Here is a 22,996-nt window from a genome sequence, read left to right as displayed (position 1 = left end):
GTCTCTCGCCAAACCATCGCCGGTCCTCCGGCGGACAAGAAAACTGTCACCCATGCTATCGGTCCATTCTGTTACCTATCTATCCGGTTCGGACACCGGACATTTCTCCCCGTATAGAGACGGGGAGAAAGGGCAGCTTCAACGCTGCCGTCAGTCCTTCTTCACTGCCGCGACACGCAGCGACAGATCACGCAACTGCTGCGGCGACGCTTCCGAAGGCGCGTTCATCAACAAATCGTAGGCCTGCTGGTTCATCGGGAACATGGTGATCTCGCGCAGGTTCTTGGCCCCGACCAGCAGCATGACCACGCGGTCGACACCGGCCGCCATGCCGCCATGCGGCGGCGCGCCATACTGGAAGGCGCGATAGAGGCCGCCGAAGCGCTCCTCGACCGTGGCGCGGTCCAGCCCGACCGTCTCGAACGCCTTGACCATGGTCTCGGGCAAATGGTTGCGGATACCGCCCGAAGCGATCTCGAAGCCGTTGCAGACCATGTCGTACTGGAAGGCCTTGATGCCGAGCAGGTCGTCGCCGTTGAGCGCGTCGATACCGCCTTGCGGCATCGAGAACGGGTTGTGGGCGAAGTCGATCTTCTTCTCCTCCTCGCTCCATTCGAAGAACGGGAAGTCGACGATCCAGCACAATTCGAAGCGCTCGCGGTCGACAAGGTTCAGTTCTTCGCCGGCACGCGTACGCGCGGCACCGGCGAAGGTGACGAACTTCTTCGGATCGCCGGCGACGAAGAAGGCGGCGTCGCCATCGGCAAGGCCGAGCTGCTGGCGGATCGCCTCGGTGCGCTCCTCGCCGATGTTCTTGGCCAGCGGACCGGCGCCTTCGAGCTTGTCGCCTTCCTTGCGCCAGAAGATGTAACCCAGTCCCGGCTGGCCCTCGCCCTGCGCCCACGAGTTCATGCGGTCGCAGAAGGCGCGGCTGCCGCCGGTCTTGGCCGGAATGCCCCACACTTCGGCCTTCGGATCGTTGGCCAGGATGTTGGCGAAGACCTTGAAGCCGGAATCGCGGAAATGGTCGGAGACGGCCTGCATCTCGATCGGGTTGCGCAGATCCGGCTTGTCGGAGCCATATTTGCGCATCGCGACATCGTAAGGAATGCGCTGGAATGTCTGCGTCACCGGCTTGCCGTTGGCGAAGGTCTCGAAGACGCCGCGCATCACCGGTTCCATGGTCGACAGCACGTCGTCCTGCTCGACGAAGCTCATTTCGAGGTCGAGCTGGTAGAATTCGCCGGGCAGACGGTCGGCGCGCGGGTCCTCGTCGCGGAAGCAGGGCGCGATCTGGAAATAGCGGTCGAAGCCCGAAACCATGATCAGCTGCTTGTACTGTTGCGGCGCCTGCGGCAGCGCGTAGAAGGTGCCGGGATGGATGCGCGACGGCACCAGGAAGTCGCGCGCGCCTTCCGGCGACGATGCCGTCAGGATCGGCGTCGAGAATTCGGTGAAGCCGACATCGGTCATGCGCTTGCGCATCTCGGCGATAATCTTGGTGCGCGACACGATGTTCCTGTGCAGCGTCTCGCGGCGCAGGTCGAGGAAGCGATACTTCAGGCGGATGTCTTCGGGATAGTCCGGCTCGCCGAACACCGGCAGCGGCAATTCCTTGGCTGCCGACAGCACCTCGATCTCGCGGGCAAAGATCTCGATCTCGCCGGTCGGCAGGTTGGCGTTGGTGGTGTCCGGCAAGCGCGCCTTGACCTCGCCGTCGACGCGGATCACCCATTCGCCACGCAGCGTCTCGGCGACCTTGAAGGCGGGCGAATCCGGATCGGCGACGATCTGGGTCAAGCCGTAATGGTCGCGCAGATCGATGAAGAGCAGGCCGCCATGGTCGCGCACGCGATGAACCCAGCCCGACAGGCGAACCGAAGAGCCGACATCGCTCTTTCTCAACTGGGCACAGGTGTGGCTGCGGTAACGATGCATTGTCATGGCAAAATTCCGGGGTGCTGGGTTGTGGCCCGAGCATCAAAGCCCGGTCCAAAATTTGCGCGAAAAGCGCATGGGAGGCCGGATTTGTCAAGGCAAGCCGGGCGATCGGGCGCCATCGCGGTAGACGGATCCGGCGAAGTTTTCCGCAGGTAGCTGCCAGGGGCCTCTAAAACTCTCGCAGGGTTGCTAATGAGTGGCTAGGCTGCCGCATGCCATATTGTCTTCTCGCGACACGCTGATTCCACTAACATTGATGCTGGCTGGCCGTGGCGGTATCGTCTTGGCGATTCATTCGAACAAATCGGCTTCATCAATGACTCACATCAACGTGGGCGTCGACTCTAACATCCTTCTCCACTTCGGGAACGTTGAAAACCTTAAGTGGAACGAGCTCTTTCCAGATTCTAGTTCAGTAACTGTGTTTATATGCGCCCAAGTTCAGAAGGAAATTGATAGTCACAAGGGAACCGTAACCGGATACATGCATAATCGGACGAGAGAGTATCAAAAAATACTTCGCTCGGCTGAAGCCAACGCCGATTATCGATATCGCTCCAATATCAACATAGGCGTTGAGTTTGTTTTTCTAGACCGCCCCCGTGATTCCGAATTAGACGACCAGGCTTTCGATCTGACGGAACCCGACTCGAGGATCGTCGCCCAGTTACTTCATGCTTCAGATTCCGGCGGCCTCGAAATGATAATGGTCGCGAATGACGCAAGGCCAATTAGGGTCGCCCGACAGCACGGAATGAAGGCCGTGAGGCCCGATGCTTGGGAACAGGTGCGAACCGAACTTGAGAGCCCAGCTACAATGCGGCTGCGGGCTGAGAATAAGGAACTACGAGAAAGGCTTTCGGCCCATCCGAACACCGTACTCGCGCGGCTGGAGGAACAGATCGAACATCGCATTTTCGCGGGCTTTGATAGCCATTTCGATCCAGATACTTTTTTTAAAAAGCTCAAGGCGAAGTTGCTGAAATGCCATGGCCTCCAGACGCCCGAGTCCGTGGCGAGGCAACATGATGTCGTTGCTGATCCTTGGGGTTTCGACATACCCAGACTCGGAAAAGTTTCTATGAAAGATATCAACAATTATGCTGAAGAAATCTCGGTTTTTACCGAAAACATAAGAGAGTTGGACGCGGCCGTTTTCTATCAATTGATCGAGAACTTGGCACTGATTGGCAGTTTCGCCATGGTGCTCGCCAACCAAGGGACAAAACCAGATGAATCCGTGTCCGTGGAACTGGCATTCGTCTCGGAAGGCAACTTCATTGATCCGGAAGCCCTCCATGACTCAATGAATCTTGGACTGGAGGTGCCATCACCCCCTGCTCCGCTTATGACAGACTTTTCTAGCTTCGCGGACCAACTTGCAACTCGCCACGGCCAAGATCATGAATTCGTCGACGTATCGAACGAGTCCGGCGGGAGGACCAAACGCTACTTATGCAAAAGATTCCAGCATGGGACAGAAAAAGAATTTTTTGATCTCTTTCTATCGGCTGATCCCAACACTCCTTCGGCCATCGAGATAACGGTTCGCGCGCATTACCTGCCGACACCGATTGTGCGGAGGGTTCATGTGTTACCAGTGCCGACTCATTTTTCCGAACCGGACGTCCTCAATCTTCTGCGAGAAGCGCATAGACTGATGCCACCCGAGCAGAGCGAACTCTTGCGCCGAGCGGTGGCGGAGTTTGAACGATAGGACGTGTTCGACCGCCAATTCGGTCGGTCATTGGCGCTAACATTGTCGACCTAGCCCGCATTCAAGCCAAATGGATCTCAGCGCCCTGGCGTTCGAAGTCGGCGAGGATCGCGGCCGGCGCGGTCTTTTCGACCACGAGGTGGCGGATCGCCTCTGGCCTGGCGACCCGGTAGGGTGCGGCTGTGGCTAGCTTGTCGTTGGTTACAGCGATGACGATGCCTGCGCTGTTCTTGGCCATGGCCCGCTTTACCTCGGCCTCAGCCGAATCGAAGGCCGTGACGCCGCGCGACGCATCGAGACCGCAGGATCCGAGAACAAACAAGTCCGCGCCAAGTTGCCCGACAGCTGCAAGCGTGTCGGCGCCGACGCAGGCGCCGAGATGGCGGTCGAACCGCCCGCCCAGCACAATCAGTTCGACCAAAGCGTGGTCTGACAGGACGGAGGCAATTTCGAGCGAATTGGTGGCGACGGTCAGATCTATGTCGCGCGGGATGGCCCCGGCGATCGCGGCATTGGTCGAGCCGCTGTCGATGAACAGGGTCTGTCCGCCCGAAAGCAATGCCACGGTCGCGCGGGCCAGCCGCGTCTTTTCTTCGACCGCATGGCCGGCGCGCAGGCCGACTGGTGTCGATGCGAAGGGTGCGGGCGCGACCGCACCGCCATAGACGCGGCGGCATTGCCCGGCCTTGGCGAGTTCCCTGAGGTCGCGGCGAACCGTGTCCTCCGAAACGCCGAAGCGGCCTGCCAGCTCGCCGGCCAGCACCCTTCCCTCGACGGCGAGGCGATCGCGAATGATTTGATGCCGCTGATCGGTCAGCATTGCATGATCCTGTTTTTTCATGCACGTTCTTGCACGATTTGCATGTTTGTGCAAGATGTAAGCATATCAATCAGTGACAACCGTCGACTCTCTTCCCCGAAAGCATCGTCATGACCTTTGGCCTCCGCCTCGCTCCGCAACACCGGGTCTACGCCGGCTTTGCGATCTATTCGTTCGCCATGGGCCAAATCTTCCCGCGGCTGCCCGACATCAAGCACGCCATGGGCATCGGGGACGGCACGCTCGGGCTAAGCCTGATCGGGACGCCAATCGGCACCTTGACCGCGCTGACGCTGACGGCGCCGATCCTGGAGCGCATCGGCTTCCGCCGCGCGCTGCTCGGGCTGGTGCCGCTCTTGTCGGTTGTCTTTGCCATTGCCGTGCATGCGCCTGGGCCGCTTGCGCTGTTCCTGATGCTGTTTCCGGTCGGCCTGATGATCGGCAGCGTCGAGATCATTCTCAATGTCGAGTCCGACAGAACCGAATTCCTGCTCAAGCGCCGGATCATGAACCGGGCGCATTCGTTCTGGAGCATCGGCTTTTTCGGCGCCGGCCTGTTCGGCGCCGCGCTTGCGCATCTCGGCATTTCGCCGCAACTGCACCTGGCGATTGTCGTACCGATGGTGGCGACAGGAATCGCGCTGTTTCTCGGCGGTTACGAACCGGCGCCGAGCCGCTTCGCCGGCAATGACGAGACGGCGCCAACGCTGGCGCGGCCGACGCTGCCGATCCTCGTCCTCGTCGCGGTGACACTGTCGGCGATGCTGATGGAAGGCGCCAGCATCGACTGGTCGGCAATCTACATGCGCACCGTGTTCGATGCGGGCCCTTTCGTCGCCGGCTTCACCGTGGCGCTGTTTGCATTCTCGCAAGCGAGCACGCGCTTCTTTGCCGACTCCTTTGTCGACCGCCACTCGCCGAGCGTCGTGGCGCGGGTGCTGCTGGCGACGATGGCGGTCGGCGTGCTGCTCGTCTTCTTCTCGCCTGCCCCGCTCGTATCGATGCTGGGCTTTGCGCTACTTGGCATCGGCAGCAGCGCGATCTTTCCGCTGGCGATCTCGGCGGCGGCCCAACGCACGGACCGCTCCGCGGCAATCAATGTCGCGGCGCTGTCGCAGATCTCCTTCGTCGCCTTCCTGCTCGGCCCGCCATTGCTCGGCTTCGTCTCCGACCATTGGGGCATTCGCTCGGCCTTCGGTATCGGCATCCCCTTCATCATCCTCAGCCTGCTGACTGCCGGCTCGCTTGGCCGAAGGGCGTCCCGGGGCAAGCCTGCGCCGGCGAGCGAAGCTTTGGCGAGGGCCGACGGAGCTTGAACGGCCGCACTTGAAGCCACACACCTGTTGGCGGCGGGACAAGCCACTGGCATTGGCCACACCGATGGTTCAGAACTGTGGAGCCACCTAAGCAACGGTTCCGTATGTCCTCCATCCGCCCGCTGATCCCGCTCCTCATCGCCGCCGGCATCCTGCTTGGCGGCAACGGGCTGCAGGGCACGCTGATCGCGTTGCGCGGCGCGCAGGAAGGGTTTTCGGCCTCCGACATCGGCCTGATGGGCACGTTCTATTTCGCCGGCTTCCTGCTTGGTTGCCTCGCAGTCACCCGCATCCTCAAGGCAGTCGGCCATGTCCGGACGTTTTCAGCGCTCGCCGCCATCGCCGCGGCCAGTACGCTGCTCCTGGTGCTGATCATCGATCCGGTGATGTGGTGCGCGGTGCGCTTTGCCGGCGGTTTCTGCTTTGCCGGCCTGTTCACCGTCATGGAAGCCTGGCTGAACTCCGGCGTCGAAAACAAGGATCGTGCGCGCGTGCTGGCCATCTACCGCATGGTCGATATCGGCTCGGTGACCGGCGCGCAGTTCCTGATCCCGATCTTCGGCCCCGGCGGCTTTGCCATCTTCGCCATCATGTCGATGATGATCACGCTGTCGCTGGTTCCGGTGTCGCTCGGCGACCGCTCCAACCCGACGCCGCCGGAAGACGTCAAGCTCGATCTCGCCCGCGTCTGGCGGATTTCGCCGCTCGGCTGCTTCGGCTGCATCTGCGTCGGCGTCACCAACAGCGCGTTCCGCACGCTGTCGCCGGTCTATGCCGAGCAGATCGGCATGTCGGTGGCCGATGTCGTCACCTTCGTCAGCGTCGGCATCTTCGGCGGCGCCCTCATCCAGTATCCGCTGGGCTACCTCTCCGACCGCTGGGATCGGCGCGCGGTGCTTTTGGCCACGACATGCGGCGCCATGTTCGCGGCGCTGGCGCTGGTCTTCGTCGCCGGCGCCGATCCGACCCTCAATTTGATCATCGTCTTCATCTTCGGCAGCTTCGCCATGCCGCTCTATTCGCTATCGGCGGCGCATTCCAACGACCGCGCCGACAAGGGCGAGTTCGTGCTGATCAACGCCGCCTTGATGCTGTTCTATTCCTTCGGCGCCATTGGTGGCCCCTTCGCGGCGTCCGCAGTGATGCAACATTTCGGACCGGGCGCCCTGTTTGTCTTCAGCGCAGTCGTCTACGCCACCCTCATCGCCGTCATTCTCTACCGCATGCAGGTGCGCGGCAGCGTGCCGGCGGGCAAGCGCAGCCGCTTCACGGCGCTGCTGCGCACATCAACCGTCTTCGCGCGGCTGGCGCGCAGAAATGGCGATTCCGACGGATCGGCCGATACTTGACCGAAGGGCGGCTTGACGAAAGCGCCCATGGCTGAAATTGAAAGAGAACCTTACCCGTTACTAAAAAGCGATTTGATGCACGTCATCACCACCCAAAATGAGCTCGAGTCCGTTCTCGCCGCTTTTGAAAAGTCGGATTTCGTCACCGTCGACACCGAATTCATCCGCGAAACGACATTCTGGCCGATTCTGTGCCTGATCCAGATGGCGGCGCCCGGCGTCACCGCGCTGATCGACCCGCTGGCGCCCGACATCAACCTCGCCCCGTTCTTCCGGCTGATGGCCAATGAGGCGGTGGTCAAGGTTTTCCATGCCGCGCGCCAGGACATTGAAATCATCGTCCATCTCGGCGATCTGGTGCCCCATCCGGTGTTCGACACCCAGGTCGCGGCCATGGTCTGCGGCTTCGGCGACAGCGTCTCCTACGATCAGCTGGTGCAGCGCATCACCGGCGCACGGCTCGACAAATCCTCGCGTTTCACCGACTGGCGCCACCGGCCGCTGTCGGACAAGCAACTCGACTATGCCTTGGCCGACGTCACCCATCTGATCGACGTCTACAAGCATCTCAGCGCCGAACTGGAGCGGGAAAACCGCGCCCATTGGCTAAACGAGGAAATGGAGGTGCTGACTTCGCGCGAGACCTACGATCCGCACCCCGAAGACGCTTGGAAGCGGCTGAAGATGCGGCTGCGCAAGCCGCAGGAGCTGGCGATCGTGCAGACGGTGGCGGCATGGCGCGAACGCGAGGCGCGCGAGCGTGACGTGCCGCGCGGCCGGGTGCTCAAGGACGACGCCATATACGAGGTCGCCCAGCAGGCGCCGCGCGATGCGGCAGCGTTGGGCAAGCTGCGCACGACGCCGAAAGGCTGGGAGCGTTCGTCGACGGCTACCGCATTGCTTGGCGCGGTCAACACGGCGCTCGCTTTGCCCCGCGAAGAGATGCCGAAGCTGCCCAAGAGCTTTCAGCCGCCCGAGGGCTCCAATGCCGCCTCCGAGCTGCTGAAGGTTCTGTTGCGGATCGTCGCCGAGAAGGAAGGCGTCGCCTCGAAAGTGCTGGCGTCCAGCGACGACATCGACCGCATCGCCGCCGAGGGCGAGGATGCCGACGTGCCGGCCCTGCAGGGCTGGCGACGCGCCGTGTTCGGCGAAGCCGCACTGAAGCTGGTGCGCGGCGAAATCGGCATCAAGTTCGACAAGCGCAAGATCGCGGTGTTCGATTTGTAGACCCCCACCCCGCTCCGCTGCGCGGAGCGACCCTCCCCACAAGGGGGAGGGTAAACAACTGCCCTACACCGCTCCGAGCAGGTGCAGCGCGAACCAGATCCATGCCAGCAAGAGAATGATCGCGCCGACGTAGAAGGCGCGGCTGCGAAACCGCAGATTGTTGCTGGTGAGGTGGACCCAGGCGTGGCCATAGCGGGAAATCACGAAAATCCACATCAAGGCCAGGGTCAGATAATTGACGCCATTGGTCGCGTGCAGCGCCAGGCACAGCACATAGAACAGCACCGGCAGTTCGAACTGGTTGATGAGATTGTTGGCAACCGTGACGCTCGACCCGGGCTCGGTCGTGCGCACCTTGTATTGACCGACCTTGGCCTCGCCCGATTTGACCGCGCCGTAGCGGCGCCGGCCCATCACGACATAGACGATATAGACGAGCAACACCTGCGCCAGCATCGGCCAGAAAATCGCGGTCTGGCTCATGGCGTTGCCCCTGCTCTGTCGTTCATGCCTGTGGACGCCGCTGGGCGGCAAGGATCAAAAACGCGATGACGATGACGGGGATCGCCAGCAGCGCGAATTTGGTGACGATCAGCGACGAGGCGAAAGACAGAGAATCCGGGTTGGCCGACAGCGCATCGGACAGAAGCCGCGCCACCGCAATGTTCTGGGCGTAGTCGGCGCATGTGTAGGGCAGCACGATGACCAGCGCGAACAGCGCCTGAAGCTGCACCGGCATGGCACGAAAATTCTTCAGCCGCCGCCCGGTTGCCAGGATCAGGCTGACCATGGTCAGCGACAGCAGCGCCGGGAAGAGAAGGTCGAAAGTCAAATAGTGCCAGACCAGGATGATCTCGCTGCCGCGTCGGCCGAGTGCCGTCAGCCAGGCCATGCCCTCGTCGGGCGTGAACCCGCCAAGGCGCACGTCGAGCGACGGCAGGCCACCGCTCAGCCGGCGGAAATAGAAGAATTCCAGCAGCGTCATGATGATGAAAACCGCCGCGGCGGCAAAGCACAGCGCGCCGGCATGGCGCGCCAGCCGCAGCACGATCGTCGCCTGATGGCGCCAGAGCATGTACCGCTCTGGCTGCCGGTCAGGCTCCGCCAGGATAGTTCGGGCTTTCGCGGGTAATCGTGACGTCATGGGCGTGGCTTTCACGAAGTCCGGCGTTGGATATGCGCACAAAGGTGGCGCGTTCGCGAAAATCGGCAAGGTCGCGGCCACCGACATAACCCATAGCGGCTTTTAGCCCGCCCGCAAGCTGGTGCAGCACGCCAGACACAGGTCCCTTGTAGGGCACCTGCCCTTCAATGCCTTCCGGAACCAGTTTCAGCGTGTCGCGCACTTCGGCCTGGAAGTAGCGATCGGCCGAGCCGCGCGCCATGGCGCCGACCGAGCCCATGCCGCGATAGGCCTTGAAGGAGCGGCCTTGGTGCAGATAGACCTCGCCCGGGCTTTCGTCGGTGCCGGCCAGCAGCGAACCGATCATGGCCGCACTGGCGCCGGCGGCAAGCGCCTTGGCCAGGTCACCCGAATATTTGATGCCGCCGTCGGCGATGACCGACACGCCTGATCTATGCGCCGTCTCGACCGCCGACATGATCGCCGAAAGCTGCGGCACGCCGACGCCGGCGACGATGCGCGTGGTGCAGATCGAGCCCGGGCCGATGCCGACCTTGACGGCATCGGCGCCGGCGTCGATCAGCGCCTGCGTGCCTTCGGCGGTGGCGACGTTGCCGGCCAGGATGCGCACGGAATTGGAAAGCTTCTTGGCCCGCGTCACCGCATCGAGCACGCGCTGCGAATGGCCATGCGCGGTGTCGATGACCAGGAGGTCGACACCGGCATCGATCAACCGCTCGGCGCGCTCGAAGCCGTCATCGCCGACGCTGGTGGCGGCCGCCGCCCGCAGGCGCCCCTGCGCATCCTTGGTGGCTTGCGGGTTGAGCTGCGACTTCTCGATGTCCTTGACGGTGATCAGGCCGACGCAATTGCCGGACTTGTCCACGACGACGAGCTTTTCGATGCGGTGCTGGTGCAGCAGCCGCTTGGCCTCGTCCTGGTCGACATTCTCCTTGACCGTGATCAGGTTCTCACGGGTCATCAATTCGTAGACTTTCTGCCCCGGATCGGAGGCGAAGCGCACGTCGCGGTTGGTCAGGATGCCGACCAGGCGGCCGATCTTCTGGCCGCCGCTGCCGCCATTCTCGACCACCGGAATGCCCGAGATGGAATAGGTGCGCATCAGCGCCAGCGCGTCGGCCAGGGTGGCGTCGGGGCCGATGGTGACCGGATTGATGACCATGCCCGATTCGAACTTCTTGACCTGACGCACCTGCTCGGCCTGTTCGGCCGGCGAGAAATTGCGGTGGATGACGCCGATGCCGCCGGCCTGCGCCATGGCGATGGCAAGCCTCGCCTCGGTGACGGTGTCCATGGCGGCCGACAGGATCGGCACGTTGAGGTCGATGTCGGTGGCGATGCGGGTGCGGATGTCGGTCTCACCGGGCATGACCTCGGAATGACCGGGCTGCAACAGCACGTCGTCAAAGGTCAGCGCCAGCGCGCCGGTGGACGTTTCGATGATTTTTGCCATGGCCAGTCCTCGGATACGAAAAGCGCCGGGAGAATACAAAAAAGCGCTGGACCGAAATGGACAGCGCCGACTCGTTTCTTCCCTTTCAGGATTGGCGCTGGCTGGTAACACGTCGCGGCGTGGTTGAAAAGCCGGTCGTGGCCTATTCGGCGGACTTGCCCAACAGGGCATCGAGCAAGACATGGCGCGGTGACGCGAAAGGATTGACGACCGTTACGCCGCCCCAGGTGAAGCCGTCCTGCAGATCTTCCGACAGCAGCAGCCGGCAACCGGTTTGCGAGGCAACAGACAGGATGGTCGCATCCCAGATGCCGAAATGGTGATCGGTCGCAAGATCAGCCGCGACCGTCATCACCTCCGGCGTCGTGCCGACAACCGGAAACGCGTCGCGCCAGCTCAACAGGGCGTCGCGCGCTTGTGCACGTGATCGTCCGGCCTTGTGTGTGAGAACGGTGAACAATTCGCCGAGCACTTGGACTGGAATGACGGCTGCCTCTTGCGCAATGTCGTGCAGCAGGCCGAAAACGATGTCGCGCTTCTCGGCTCCGTTGATCCCCTCGGCATAAACAAGGATGTTGGTATCGAGCGCGACCTTCACCGCTCGTCCTCGTAAAGCTCGTCGCGGCTCCAGCGCCCGGCTTCTACAACAGGCTGGCGTTCGAGGCGCGACAGCAGCGCTGTGCGCGAACGAGACGCCGCAGGGTCGGGCTGCCCTGCAGGCACGATCCGCGCCACGGGGCGCCCATGGCTGGTCACGACATAGCTCTGTCCTTCGCGGACACCGCGCAGGAGGAGCGAGAATTTGCGGTTGGCGTCGGCTGCGGAAACGGCTTCTTCCATGGCATTGTCCATATAGTAGTTATATTCACTACAGCATAGTGAACCCGGTCAATTTTCGCAAGTTCATTCAATGTGGCGAAACGCAGCGACGCCTCTTGTCCGCCCATGGTCGCACAAAAGTGACAGCAAATTAATGCGACATCGCGCCTGAGGCGTGATAACCGCCCGTTTGTATCGGCTTGCCCGCCTTTTCATTGTTTGGATTGGCCGGCAGGCACATTTAGACCAGTTCGGACGCGTTCGTTGAACCGCATCATTCCGCTCATTCTGGCGGTCGCCTTGTTCATGGAAAACATGGATTCGACCGTCATCGCGACATCGCTGCCGGCGATTGCCGTCGACATCCACACCAGCCCGATCGCGCTCAAGCTGGCGCTGACCGCCTATCTGGTGGCGCTGGCGATCTTCATTCCGATCAGCGGCTGGATGGCCGACCGGTTCGGCGCCAAGACCATTTTTCGCGCCGCGATCGGCGTCTTCATCGTCGGCTCGGTCTGCTGCGCCATCTCCAATTCACTGCCGGCCTTTGTCGTCTCGCGCTTCCTGCAAGGCATAGGCGGCGCCATGATGACGCCGGTCGGCAGGCTGGTCCTGGTGCGCGCGACGCCGAAGAGCGAGCTGGTCGCGGCCATGTCGTGGCTGACGGTGCCGGCGCTGGTCGGCCCGCTTGTGGGACCACCGATCGGCGGCTTCATCACCACCTATTTCACCTGGCATTGGATCTTTCTGATCAACGTGCCGATCGGCCTGGTCGGCATCTGGCTGGCGACGCGCTTCCTGCCGCGAACCGACTCGATGGAGACGCCGCCGCTCGATTTCGTCGGTTTCGTACTGAGCGGGCTGGCGGCCTCCGGCGTCATCTTCGGCCTGTCGGTGGTCAGCTTGCCCTATCTGCCGCCGGCGACCGGCCTCATCACCGTGGCGGTCGGGCTGATTTCCGGCGTGCTCTATCTCCTGCATGCGCGGCGCGCCAAGAACCCGCTGCTGGCGCTGGAACTGTTCCGCAACCCGGTGTTCCGCTCCTCGGTGCTCGGCGGCTCGCTGTTTCGCATCGGCATCGGGGCGGTGCCGTTCCTGTTGCCCCTCATGTTCCAGATCGGCTTCGGGCTGACGCCGTTCCAGTCGGGCATGATCACCTTCGTCTCGGCCATCGGCGCCATTGGCATGAAGTTCGTCACCGCGCTGATCTTCCGGCTCGCCGGCTTCCGCCGGGTGCTGATCTGGGGCTCGCTGATCGCCGCCGCATCGATCGCCATATACGGCCTGTTCACGCCGGAGACGCCTTACGCGCTGATGCTGGCGATATTGCTGGTCGGCGGCTTCATCCGCTCGATGTTCTTCACCGGCGTCAATGCGCTCTCCTACGCCGAAGTGTCGGCCGAGGACACCAGCAAGGCAACGCCGATCACGGCGGTGTTCCAGCAGTTGTCGATCGCGCTCGGCGTGGCGCTGGCCGGCGGCATCCTGGAAGTCTCGACCTCGATCCATGGCGGCCCGCTGATGCTCGGCGATTTCCACATTGCCTTCTTCATCGTGGCGGCAGTGTCAGCGGCGGCGTCGGTATCGTTCATGCGGCTGGCGCCGGATGCCGGCAACGCCGTGTCGGGTCATGGCCGGATGACGACGCCGAAGACACTGGAGCCGGTGAGCACGGCTGGGAAGTAAGGGGCGGCGCGACGAAAATCGTCGACGTCGGCGATCCTTCACACCCCCCTCTGGCCTGCCGGCCATCTCCCCCGCAAGGGGGGAGATCGGATATCACGCGGCTTTCGCCAATCTTGCAACTTTGAAGGAATGGCGAGGCGGTCGCAGCTGCCAATCTCCCCCCTTGCGGGCGAGATGTCCGGCAGGACAGAGGGACGGAACGCTACGAAGCGTCTTTCACGCCGTGCCGTCTCTGCCCTTAAAATCCTTCGCCAGCAGATACAACTCCACCGACTCATCGCGCGACGCCGGCGGCTTGACGTGATGCACTGAGCGGAAGTTCTTCTTGAGCATCGACAGCAGCTCGTTCTCGGCGCCGCCCTGAAACGTCTTGGCCAGAAAGTGCCCGCCCGGCTTCAGCACCGACAGCGCGAAATCGGCGGCCACTTCGCACAGATGCATGGTGCGGATGTGGTCGGTTCGCTTGTGGCCGGTGGTCGGCGCCGCCATGTCGGACAGCACGATATCGGGGTCGCCGCCCAGCGCTTCGGCGAGCTTTTGCGGCGCCTCGGGGTTAAGGAAGTCCATCAGCAGCACCGGCGCGCCCGGTACCGCATCCATTTCGAGATAGTCGATGCCGATGACATGTGGATTATCAGCCGTCGATTTCGTCCTCGCGGCCGCCACCTGGCACCAGCCGCCGGGGGCCGCACCGAGATCGATGACCTTCATGCCGGGTTTCAGCAGATGATGCTTGTCATCGATCTCGATCAGCTTGTAGGCCGCGCGCGAGCGATAGCCGTCGGCCTTGGAGCGCTGGACATAGGGATCATTGATGTGGCGCTGCAGCCAGCGGCGCGACGATTCCTTCAGGCCGCTCTTCTTCTTGATCCGCGTTTTGAGGACACGAATGCTGGCGGAGCCCGGCTTTTCCGGCTTCTTGGTCATGACTTTTTTTCTTGTTTGAGTTTTTGCACTCGCCGAGTTGCCGCCGTTTTTCGGCGGCTTCGCGTTTCGCGAAGGGCTTCCCCCACTCCGTCGCCGCTTCGCGGCGCCACCTCACCCCCCAACGGAGGGTGAGGAAAGGGGCGGGTCTGCATAAGTTCGCCCCCTGCCTCTACCCCGGCGTGCGGGGGTGTGTGTCGAGCGATGCTCGACGGAGTGGGGGTCGACCGTTCACCAAAGCAATGCGGATCATGCTCGGCCCCGCCCACTGTTGCGCCAGACGCCGTCATCGGCCATCAGCTCGCTCAAAATGCCTTCGCGTAAGCCCCGGTCGGCGACGCGCAGCCGCTCCGACGGCCACACCGCACGGATGGCTTCCAGGATAGCACAGCCGGCCAGCACAAGATCGGCACGGTCGGCGCCGATGCAAGGGTTGGCGCAGCGCTGCTGGAAGTCCCAGCCGACCAGTTTTTCGACCATGCGGTCGACGCTGTCGCGGTCCATCCACAGCCCATCGACGCGGCGGCGGTCGTAGCGTTCGAGATCGAGATGGACGCCGGCCAGCGTCGTCACCGTGCCGGATGTGCCCAGCAGATGGAATTTCGGACTGGCCAGCACATGGCTCAGCCGGTCGCGGCCGTCGAAGGCTTTCAGCCGCACCGCGACGTCGTCGACCATGGCGGCAAAGATCTCGCGCGTCACCGTGCGGCCGCCAAAGCGTTCGGCCAGAGAGACGACGCCGACCGGCAGCGAGGTCCACGACACGATGTGGTTGGCCAGCCGCGGCGAGCGCTGGCCGGTGAGGTCGATCAGCGCGATTTCGGACGAGCCACCGCCAATGTCGAACAGCACCACGCCTTGCGTGTCGCGCTCGATCAGCGAGCCGCAGCCGGATACAGCCAGACGCGCCTCGGTCTGGCGATCGATGATTTCCAGCTTCAACCCCGCCTCTCGTTCGACGCGCTGCAAAAATTCCACGCCATTGTCGGCGGTGCGGCAGGCCTCGGTGGCGATCAGCCGTGCCTTGCGGATCTTGCGGTTGCGCAATTTGTCGCCGCAGATCTTCAGCGCCTCGACGGCGCGGTCCATCGCCGCCTGGCTCAGGTGCCCATTCGCCGTCAGCCCCTCGCCCAGCCTGACGATGCGCGAGAAGGCGTCGATGACGCGGAACTGGCCATGGCGCTGCGGCACCGCGACCAAGAGCCGGCAATTGTTGGTGCCGAGATCGAGCGCGGCAAACACCGGCAGTTCCTGCATCGGCGGACGATGCATTGGCTGTTCCGGTCGGGATTGTGGCGCCGAGGGCAAAGGCACCGGCGCTGGAGCGGCCGGGCCGACGGAGGCCGGCGCACCAACCGCTGCGGCCGTTGCGAGAGGGCTGTCGTCGCGCGCAAAAACCTTGCGCCCACGCCGGCGCTTGCGCCGCTTTCTCGCCTTGCCTCGCTGATGCTGGGCTTCGCCGGCCTGTCCGTTACCGGACTGAGGCCCCGCCTGGCGGGGCCGCCCGGCGGATGGGCTTGGCCCGCCTGACGGCGGCGAAGCCCTGGACACGCCCACTTCCGGCGCGCCAGCGCCGGTGTCGTGGTCTTCCACTTCAGTTCCTTCCGGCGCCGCGCGAACCGTAAAACCGGACGCAGCAGGCGCTTCAATCTTTTAAGTTACCGCCAGAGTAGCAGCGCCGGACCGGATCACCAAGAGCAAGAGCTCAAATTTTGCCGGCTGCGTCCTGCCAGGTCCCCGCTGCTTTGCAGCGTCCCGGCGTTCGCTAGCCTTTCATCGTGCCACTGGCACGATGAATTCGCCGTTGGCGAACCGGCTGCTCACCCTTGCCGGTTGAATAGCCGGCTTCAATGAGGCATTTCTGAAATGAGGGGGAATATTGGTGAATCGCGGACGTTTTCACGCCCGCCCGGGCGATGGGCAGCAACACATGACGACAACTCCATGAATTGGGGGGCCACGAATTGGAAGCGCTATCTGTGGCCGGTCATCGGTGTCGCGGCGGTCATCGGGTCGCTGTTGTTGCTGTGGCACGAGTTGCGCGGCATCTCGATCGACGATGTCTGGGACGGCATATCCGCCATCCCGACGCGCGGCTGGATACTTGCGGCACTGAGCTCGGTGGTCGCCTATGCCTCGCTCGCCGGCTACGACCACATCGCGCTCTTGCATATCGGCAAAAAGGTCTCGTGGCTGTTCGTCACCTTCTGCTCCTTCACCACCTATGCGCTGTCGCACAACATTGGCGGCTCGGTGTTTTCGGGCGCCGTGATCCGCTACCGCGCCTACGGCACCAGGGGGCTCACCGGCCAGGACGTCGGCATTCTGGTGGCGATCTGCTGGATCACCTTCGTGCTCTCCAGCATTCTGGTTGGCGGACTGGTGCTGGTGTTCGAGCCTGCAATCATCGACCGCTTTTCCGGCGCCCCGCACCACGGGCTGGCGATCGCCGCCGGCATCGCTTTGCTGATCCTGGTCGGCGCCTACATCTTCGGCAGCTGGCTGCATCTGAAGCCCCTCAAGATCGCCGGCTTCCAGCTGCACTATCCGGCGCTGCCGATCGTGGCGCGGCAATTGCTGATCGGTCCGATCGAGCTTCTGGCGGCGGCGGCGATTATCTTCTTTGCCCTGCCCGTTGCCGGCAATCCCGGCTATTTCGTCATCCTCGGCGTGTTCCTGGTCTCGTTCTCGGTGGCGCAGATCTCGCATGCGCCGGGCGGGCTCGGCGTGTTCGAGGTCGTGTTCCTCGCCGGCCTGTCTGATATGGACCCGGTCGGCGTGCTGGCCGCACTTCTGGTGTTCCGGCTGTTCTACCTGATCATCCCGCTGCTGATCGCGCTTGGCGTGGTGCTGTTCTTCGAGCACTCGCAATACAGCCGGACGGACAGTTGAGGTCGCGCCGGGCGACAGCGCCCGCCTGGCGCAATTGGCTGATGAAACACCGAGATTGAAATGCAACGCAGGCTTGACTATTTTCCGGCGGCCGCTACAAGGCACGCGCGGCTGCTTCGGCGGCCCACCGGCGCGACAGCGCCTGCTGGGGAATAGGTTAACGGTAGACCCACGGACTCTGACTCCGTTAGTCCTGGTTCGAATCCAGGTTCCCCAGCCAAGGCACGTCATGCCCACTGACAGCCAGTACATCCTCGAACGCATCCGCCAGGGATGCGTGGAGTTGTCCGACGACGAGTTCGCCATCGACAGGCTGGCAAAATATGTCGGCAACGGCAGGATCCGCTGGCACGTCGAGTTCCGTGGGCACCGCATCGAGCTGACCACCGGCCAGATCAAGAAGCAGCCCACCTTCCGCAGGAAAATCCTCGAACAGGCTGGCGTGTTGCCGCCGCAGCGTGCCGGGGCCGACTACCGGCGATGGGCTCTCGATCTGAGGCGGAACGCCATCGAGCTTCCCTGGCGCGACAGGCCGGTCGACGCCGGTTTTGCCCTCGACAGGCTGACCAGCCACGGCGATGGGCGTTGGTCGGTCGAGTACCAGGGCAAGGCCATCAAGTTCACGACGACCAAACTGCGCCGTCAAGTCAGTTTCCGCAAACGCATGCTGGCCAAGGCCAAGGTGCTTCCGCCGGAATTGGCCCCGCCTGCCTATCGCAAGTGGATGGACTGGCTCATTCAAAACGCGACTGAGGCTGTGCCGCAGGCCGGCGAAGCCTCGATCACAGAGAAAAGCTGGCTTGACGACCTGCCGGAGCTGGCCGGCTGGGAAGATGAAGCGCCACCCGAGAATTGATTGGGTTCCAATGATCATGAAATCGAGCGATGCGTCTCCGGAACTGCGCGATTGGGCAGCTGTCGTTCTGGGGATACAGACCGGTATCGGAATGCTTACCAAAACTGCCCAGCGATAACCCTCCCGCCAGGCCTCATATTCCTCCGGCGGGAATTTGGTCGCCGCCCAAGTCAGCGGCCGGCGCCGCTCATCAAGAGATTGCCTGAGTAGGCGCCGGCCAGGCGGGCATTGGGGTACCCGCCGACGCTACATTAGCATTCACGCATAGATTTGGTATGGCGCGAACGCGGAAGGCCGGCTGCCTTCACAGCAGCATTACCGCAATTTTTCCCAAGACCAGGAACCCGCAACGGTGCAAGGGTTGGAACGCCCAGCGTTTCGGCGCGGCTTGCCTGGAGACAATCATCGCGACGTTTCTTACCGCTCTCGCATCCAAAGGTCCGCCAGCCGACCGGGCGAAAGACATGGACCTGTATGGATGGTTGATCGGCAGTTGGGACATGGAGACGCTCCACCACCGCAACGACGGCACAATTCAGAAATGGGATGGCGAGTGTCACTTTGGTTGGGTGCTCGAAGGCCGCGCCATTCAGGACATCTGGATCAGGCCCAGGCGCCCTGCCCCGTCCACCATGTATGGCACGACCTTGCGCGTCTTCGATCCCGGGATCGGTGGCTGGCACATTATCTGGAGCGATCCGCTCAACCAGGATTACTCGCGCCAGATCGGGCGGGCCGAAGGCAAGGACATCGTCCAGATGGGCGCCGACTCGCGCGGCCTGCAGGCGCGGTGGCGGTTCACCGAGATCACCGCCGACAGCTTTCACTGGATCGGCGAGGAGAGACGCGCGGAGAGCGACCCCTGGCGCGTGACCTATGAACATTTCGCCCGCCGGGCGGGTTTCTGAAGCACGCCTGCGCGTTCCGCCCTCGTGCCCTTGCGCAACGCTCGATCATTTTCCCAACCGGCGCGATAACCCTCGTCCCGGTCGACGCCCCCGGCGAGAGCACGAAGGCGGTGGTCCCGCCGCCTGCCCCGCCCGCGAAAGGCAACAGCGCGCATACCGGCGTTTGAGCGAAAGACGGAAGCTTACTCCGCCGCTTTCGTAGCCTGCGATGCCCCTGATCGAGAGGAAATCCTCGAGCCTGTATCCGGCGTATTCGGCCGTTGCCGGATTGCTTTGCGCCGCCCGACCGGCAGCCTGCGCCAGCCGGGATGGTTGATGCAGACATTGTGGTGCGCATGGCGGGCGAGGTACGACCATAGATTAGCGATAGCTCAATTAACACCAAACGAGTATCTCAAAACCCGCCGGTACAAGCGCGCCCAAGAACCTTCATATGTACTGAGCGCGAACAGAGGCTAGACAAGCGAAGATTCCAATAGCATTGTTGGCATTGGGACGGGGCTCGACCGGCAAGCGCAAACGATGCTTGTCGGTGGTTGGCAACTGCTAAACCGTACAGCCGTAATTGCCACGGCGCGAGACCAAGGAGTCCCAAGGATGCCGAACCCAAGCCAAACCAGCGATCAATGGTGGGTCAACGACCAGACGCCGGACAACCCGTACGGCAAAAGCGAAGATTACGGGGCCTTCCTCACCTACCTTGGAGCGCTGGACCGGTCGATAACGCCGGCGATCGCGGCGGGAACGCTGAGGATCAATGTCTCCGAGCTCAATGACCATCCCGAGTACAAGGCCGCGGCGATCGGCGCCTTGCAGATGTGGGCCAGTGTCACCCCGTTGAAGTTCGAAATCGTCGACAATGCACCCTACAACAGCGCAACGGACTGGATGCAGGTTGTCAGCCCCGAACTGGGCGAAGAGGACGATGGCAGCGCCTATTCCAACGACCGCTATGTCAGCATCGGCCAGCGTTTCCACGACACCGAGGTCAACAAGACGGATATTGGCGGCTATGTCTTCGATTCCTTCATCCATGAATTCGGTCATGAGTTCGGGCTGAACCACCCCGGGCTCTACAATTACAGCGGCCCCGGCGGCGTACAGATCAATTATCTGAACAATGCGACCTGGACCTACGACCGTCAGCAATACAGCGTCATGTCCTATTTCGACGGGATCGATGTCGGTGAAACCAGCCGCTGGTCGGCGTCAACGCCGATGATGGCCGACATCGAGGCGGTCATCCGCCGCTTTTTCTCCACCGTCGACGAGAACGGCGTGCGCACCTATCAGCATATCGATCTCAACACGGGCGACAACGTCTACGGCTTCGGCAGTGCCGTGGACGGCTACCGGCTGACCTCCTCGGGCATGCAGCACGATATCGGCTTTGTCATCCATGACACCGGCGGAACCGACACGATCGACTTCTCCGGCTCGACGGCCGGTACGATCCTCGATTTGCGCGCCGGACAGTTCTCCAGCGTCAACGGCCACAGCAACAATGTGTCGATCTTTGCCGGGCACAACGCCGATGGCACCGATTATTACATCGAGAACGGCATCGGCAGCAGCTATGACGACGTCCTGATCGGCAATGACGGAGCCAACGTGCTGGATGGCCGCGGCGGCGGCGACCGCATGGCCGGCAATGGCGGCGACGACACCTACTTCGTCGACTCCCTCGACGACATCGTGCGCGAGGAAGCGAATGGCGGGAATGACACGGTAGTTCTGCTGAACCGGAACTTGAATATCCGGAAAATCGCCAACGTCGAACACATCATCTACGCCGACGAGTCGACACTCCAGCCTGGAGACGGCGGCACCGAAACCGCACCGACCATCGGCGACAACACGATGACCAGCGTCATCTTCGGCGACAATGGCAACAATACGCTCGACGGCGGCGCCGGCGACGACACGATCTTCGGCCAGGGCGGCGATGATCTCATCATCGGCGGCCGCGACTCGCTCGCCAGCCGCGACATCAACAACACCATCGATGTCGCCGACCTTCCAGACCAGACCGAGAGCGACGACGGCAATGACACGCTCTATGGCGGCCGCGGCAACGATACGATCCTCGGCGGCCAGGGCAATGACATCCTCGACGGCGGCGACGGCGACGATACGCTGAGCGGCCAGGATGGCGTCGATATATTCAGGGGCGGCGCCGGCGTCGACACGGTAGACTTCAGCAAGGAGAGCCCCTTCCAACTGCTCGTCAATCTCGAGACGAACGTTGCCAATGGCGGCACCGCCACCGGCGACACCTTCTACAGCATCGAGAACCTGATCGGCTCCGATGACCGCATCGACCGTTTCATCGGTACGTCGGCGGCAAATCATTTCTGGGGCCGGGGCGGCGGCGACTATTTCAACGGCGGCGGCGGCAACGACATACTGGATGGCGGCAATGACGGCGACATCCTGTACGGTGAAGCCGGCAACGACACGATCATCGGCGGCGCCGGCCAGGACTATCTGGATGGCGGCGCCGGCATTGATACGGTCGTCTACGAAGGCAGTTCCGCCGGCGTGACGATCGACCTCGCCAATGGCACGGCCAATGGCGGCGACGGCGATGGCCCGGTGCAGATCGTCGGGCGCGGCACCGTTATCCGGCACGACATCCTGGTCGGATTCGAAAACGCCGTCGGGTCGTTCTTCGACGACCATCTCATCGGCAACGCCCAGGCCAACAAACTTTCCGGCGGCGCCGGCAACGACACGCTGACCGGCGGTGGCGGCGCCGATATATTGAATGGCGGCGCCGGCAGCGACACGGCGGACTACGCCGACGCGGCCAGCGGGCAAAACCTCAAACTGGGTGGCGGCAAATCCGGCGGCGACACCTATATCTCGATCGAAAATCTGGCTGGCTCGGGCTTCAACGATCACCTGACCGGCGATGGCGCGGCCAATGTGCTGACCGGCCAGGGCGGCGCCGACAAGATCGACGGCGGCGGCGGCGATGACACCCTGCTTGGCGATTTCGCTTATCAGGGCGATGCTCCGCCACGCCCGGGCATGGGCACCGGCTACGCCACGCTCGGACCGGACGCGACCAACAATTCGGTCTCGACCGCCTTCGACATCTCGAACAACTTCTCGCTGACCGCCGACCCCGACATCTTCGATTCGACGACCACCCTTCACACCACCGTCAATGCCACCGGAAACGGCTTGGGCGGATATTACAGCATCAACCTGGCGGCCGGCACGATCATCACTATCGACATCGATGGCATTGCCGACCCCAATGTCCATGACAGCATCGTCAGGGTGCTGGACAGCGATGGCAATATCGTCGCCCAGAACGACGATGGCGGCAACGACCCCGGCTCCAACAACGGCCGCGATTCGAGCACCAGCTTCATCGTTCAGGAAACCGGAACCTACTATATTGTGGAGGGCGAATGGTCGGACTCCGCTCCTGGCGATGGCTGGGTGGAATCCGTGCCGGAGGGCTCGACTTACAAGCTGAACGTATCGGTCGAATTCCCGCCGGCACCAGCTCAGCCGGGCGTTGCGGGCGCCGATACGCTCAATGGCGGCGGCGGCAGCGACCTTTTGGATGGCGGGCTGGCTGCCGATACGCTGACCGGCGGCGCCGGCGACGACTATTTCCGCTTCTCGACAGAACTCGGGAACGGCAATATCGACTGGATCAAGGACTTCAAGGTCGCCGACGATACGATCCTGCTGGACAACCTCATCTTTGCCAGCGTTGGCGGCGACGGCGCCCTCGCTTTGGGCTCATTCTACAAGAGCGCAGCCGGTGTTGCTCATGATGCCGACGACCGCATCATCTACGACACCGACAGTGGAATATTGTCTTACGACGCCGATGGTTCCGGACAGGGAGCAGCCGTTCAGTTTGCACACCTGAACACAAATCTGGATCTTTCGGCTGCAGACTTCATTGTCATCTAACGCGT

Annotated in this window: 18 protein-coding genes and 1 tRNA gene; 10 read left to right on the top strand and 9 right to left on the bottom strand. The window is 62.6% G+C overall.

Translation table 11 applies throughout. The features are described 5' to 3' along the window. Positions 1–150 precede the first annotated feature (150 nt). Positions 151–1,944 (bottom strand): aspartate--tRNA ligase, encoded by a 1,794-nt coding sequence (gene aspS, locus NKJ58_RS13315; protein WP_352519225.1) that lies wholly within the window; start codon positions 1,942–1,944, stop codon positions 151–153. Positions 1,945–2,137: 193 nt separating this feature from the next. Between aspS and NKJ58_RS13310 the strand changes: the two genes are divergently transcribed. After that, a complete protein-coding gene (locus NKJ58_RS13310; protein WP_352519226.1) occupies positions 2,138–3,658 on the top strand; it encodes a PIN domain-containing protein in 1,521 nt (506 codons plus the stop codon). A 61-nt stretch (positions 3,659–3,719) separates the two neighbouring features. Here the strand turns inward: NKJ58_RS13310 and NKJ58_RS13305 are convergent, their stop codons facing one another. Continuing rightward, positions 3,720–4,478 carry a DeoR/GlpR family DNA-binding transcription regulator gene (locus NKJ58_RS13305; protein WP_352853266.1) on the bottom strand — a complete coding sequence of 253 codons (759 nt, stop codon included), beginning with the start codon at positions 4,476–4,478 and terminating at the stop codon, positions 3,720–3,722. Between the two features lie 110 nt (positions 4,479–4,588). Here NKJ58_RS13305 and NKJ58_RS13300 point away from each other — a divergent pair, with 110 nt between their 5' ends. The 3 genes from NKJ58_RS13300 (at position 4,589) to rnd (ending at position 8,370) form a co-directional block, all read left to right on the top strand. Continuing rightward, positions 4,589–5,794 carry an MFS transporter gene (locus tag NKJ58_RS13300; RefSeq protein WP_352853264.1) on the top strand — a complete coding sequence of 402 codons (1,206 nt, stop codon included), beginning with the start codon at positions 4,589–4,591 and terminating at the stop codon, positions 5,792–5,794. A 104-nt stretch (positions 5,795–5,898) separates the two neighbouring features. After that, the gene (locus tag NKJ58_RS13295; RefSeq protein WP_023689528.1) at positions 5,899–7,143 is read left to right on the top strand and encodes an MFS transporter; all 1,245 of its coding nucleotides are present in this window, start codon (positions 5,899–5,901) and stop codon (positions 7,141–7,143) included. A gap of 75 nt (positions 7,144–7,218) precedes the next feature. Continuing rightward, on the top strand, positions 7,219–8,370 hold the full coding sequence (rnd, locus tag NKJ58_RS13290; protein WP_023682426.1) for a ribonuclease D: 1,152 nt from the start codon (positions 7,219–7,221) through the stop codon (positions 8,368–8,370). A 63-nt stretch (positions 8,371–8,433) separates the two neighbouring features. Here the strand turns inward: rnd and NKJ58_RS13285 are convergent, their stop codons facing one another. From NKJ58_RS13285 to NKJ58_RS13265, 5 genes are all read right to left on the bottom strand, one after another. Beyond that, positions 8,434–8,853 (bottom strand): MAPEG family protein, encoded by a 420-nt coding sequence (locus NKJ58_RS13285; RefSeq protein ID WP_023673032.1) that lies wholly within the window; start codon positions 8,851–8,853, stop codon positions 8,434–8,436. A 22-nt stretch (positions 8,854–8,875) separates the two neighbouring features. Then, entirely contained in the window at positions 8,876–9,445 is a 570-nt protein-coding gene (locus NKJ58_RS13280; protein ID WP_023749016.1) for a hypothetical protein, read from the bottom strand. A gap of 19 nt (positions 9,446–9,464) precedes the next feature. Then, complete coding sequence (gene guaB / locus NKJ58_RS13275; protein WP_352519228.1) at positions 9,465–10,967, bottom strand: IMP dehydrogenase; 1,503 nt, start codon at positions 10,965–10,967, stop codon at positions 9,465–9,467. Positions 10,968–11,109: 142 nt separating this feature from the next. After that, positions 11,110–11,565 carry a PIN domain-containing protein gene (locus NKJ58_RS13270; RefSeq protein WP_352519229.1) on the bottom strand — a complete coding sequence of 152 codons (456 nt, stop codon included), beginning with the start codon at positions 11,563–11,565 and terminating at the stop codon, positions 11,110–11,112. Beyond that, positions 11,562–11,807: a type II toxin-antitoxin system Phd/YefM family antitoxin gene (locus NKJ58_RS13265; RefSeq protein ID WP_023673036.1), complete on the bottom strand. Its 246-nt coding sequence runs from the start codon at positions 11,805–11,807 to the stop codon at positions 11,562–11,564. The genes NKJ58_RS13270 and NKJ58_RS13265 overlap by 4 nt, the downstream gene beginning before the upstream one ends. A 243-nt stretch (positions 11,808–12,050) precedes the next feature. Here NKJ58_RS13265 and NKJ58_RS13260 point away from each other — a divergent pair, with 243 nt between their 5' ends. Next, complete coding sequence (locus tag NKJ58_RS13260) at positions 12,051–13,472, top strand: MFS transporter (RefSeq protein WP_023682431.1); 1,422 nt, start codon at positions 12,051–12,053, stop codon at positions 13,470–13,472. A gap of 216 nt (positions 13,473–13,688) precedes the next feature. Here the strand turns inward: NKJ58_RS13260 and NKJ58_RS13255 are convergent, their stop codons facing one another. Both NKJ58_RS13255 and NKJ58_RS13250 read right to left on the bottom strand, forming a co-directional pair. Then, on the bottom strand, positions 13,689–14,399 hold the full coding sequence (locus NKJ58_RS13255; RefSeq protein ID WP_023682432.1) for an RlmE family RNA methyltransferase: 711 nt from the start codon (positions 14,397–14,399) through the stop codon (positions 13,689–13,691). Positions 14,400–14,645: 246 nt separating this feature from the next. Next, complete coding sequence (locus tag NKJ58_RS13250) at positions 14,646–15,989, bottom strand: Ppx/GppA phosphatase family protein (RefSeq protein WP_352853261.1); 1,344 nt, start codon at positions 15,987–15,989, stop codon at positions 14,646–14,648. 351 nt (positions 15,990–16,340) lie between these two features. Between NKJ58_RS13250 and NKJ58_RS13245 the strand changes: the two genes are divergently transcribed. The 5 genes from NKJ58_RS13245 (at position 16,341) to NKJ58_RS13225 (ending at position 22,991) form a co-directional block, all read left to right on the top strand. Continuing rightward, entirely contained in the window at positions 16,341–17,288 is a 948-nt protein-coding gene (locus tag NKJ58_RS13245; RefSeq protein WP_352761510.1) for a lysylphosphatidylglycerol synthase domain-containing protein, read from the top strand. Between the two features lie 146 nt (positions 17,289–17,434). Next, positions 17,435–17,508: transfer RNA gene (locus tag NKJ58_RS13240), tRNA-Gln, on the top strand. A gap of 9 nt (positions 17,509–17,517) precedes the next feature. Then, the gene (locus NKJ58_RS13235) at positions 17,518–18,144 is read left to right on the top strand and encodes a hypothetical protein (protein WP_027049613.1); all 627 of its coding nucleotides are present in this window, start codon (positions 17,518–17,520) and stop codon (positions 18,142–18,144) included. A gap of 464 nt (positions 18,145–18,608) precedes the next feature. Further along, on the top strand, positions 18,609–19,052 hold the full coding sequence (locus NKJ58_RS13230) for a hypothetical protein (protein ID WP_352853259.1): 444 nt from the start codon (positions 18,609–18,611) through the stop codon (positions 19,050–19,052). A 597-nt stretch (positions 19,053–19,649) separates the two neighbouring features. Further along, on the top strand, positions 19,650–22,991 hold the full coding sequence (locus NKJ58_RS13225) for a M10 family metallopeptidase C-terminal domain-containing protein (protein ID WP_352513318.1): 3,342 nt from the start codon (positions 19,650–19,652) through the stop codon (positions 22,989–22,991). Positions 22,992–22,996: the final 5 nt, after the last annotated feature.

It is taken from the genome of Mesorhizobium sp. M0139, assembly GCF_040322455.1.
GTDB lineage: Bacteria > Pseudomonadota > Alphaproteobacteria > Rhizobiales > Rhizobiaceae > Mesorhizobium.
This window is presented reverse-complemented; position numbering and strand designations above follow the sequence as displayed.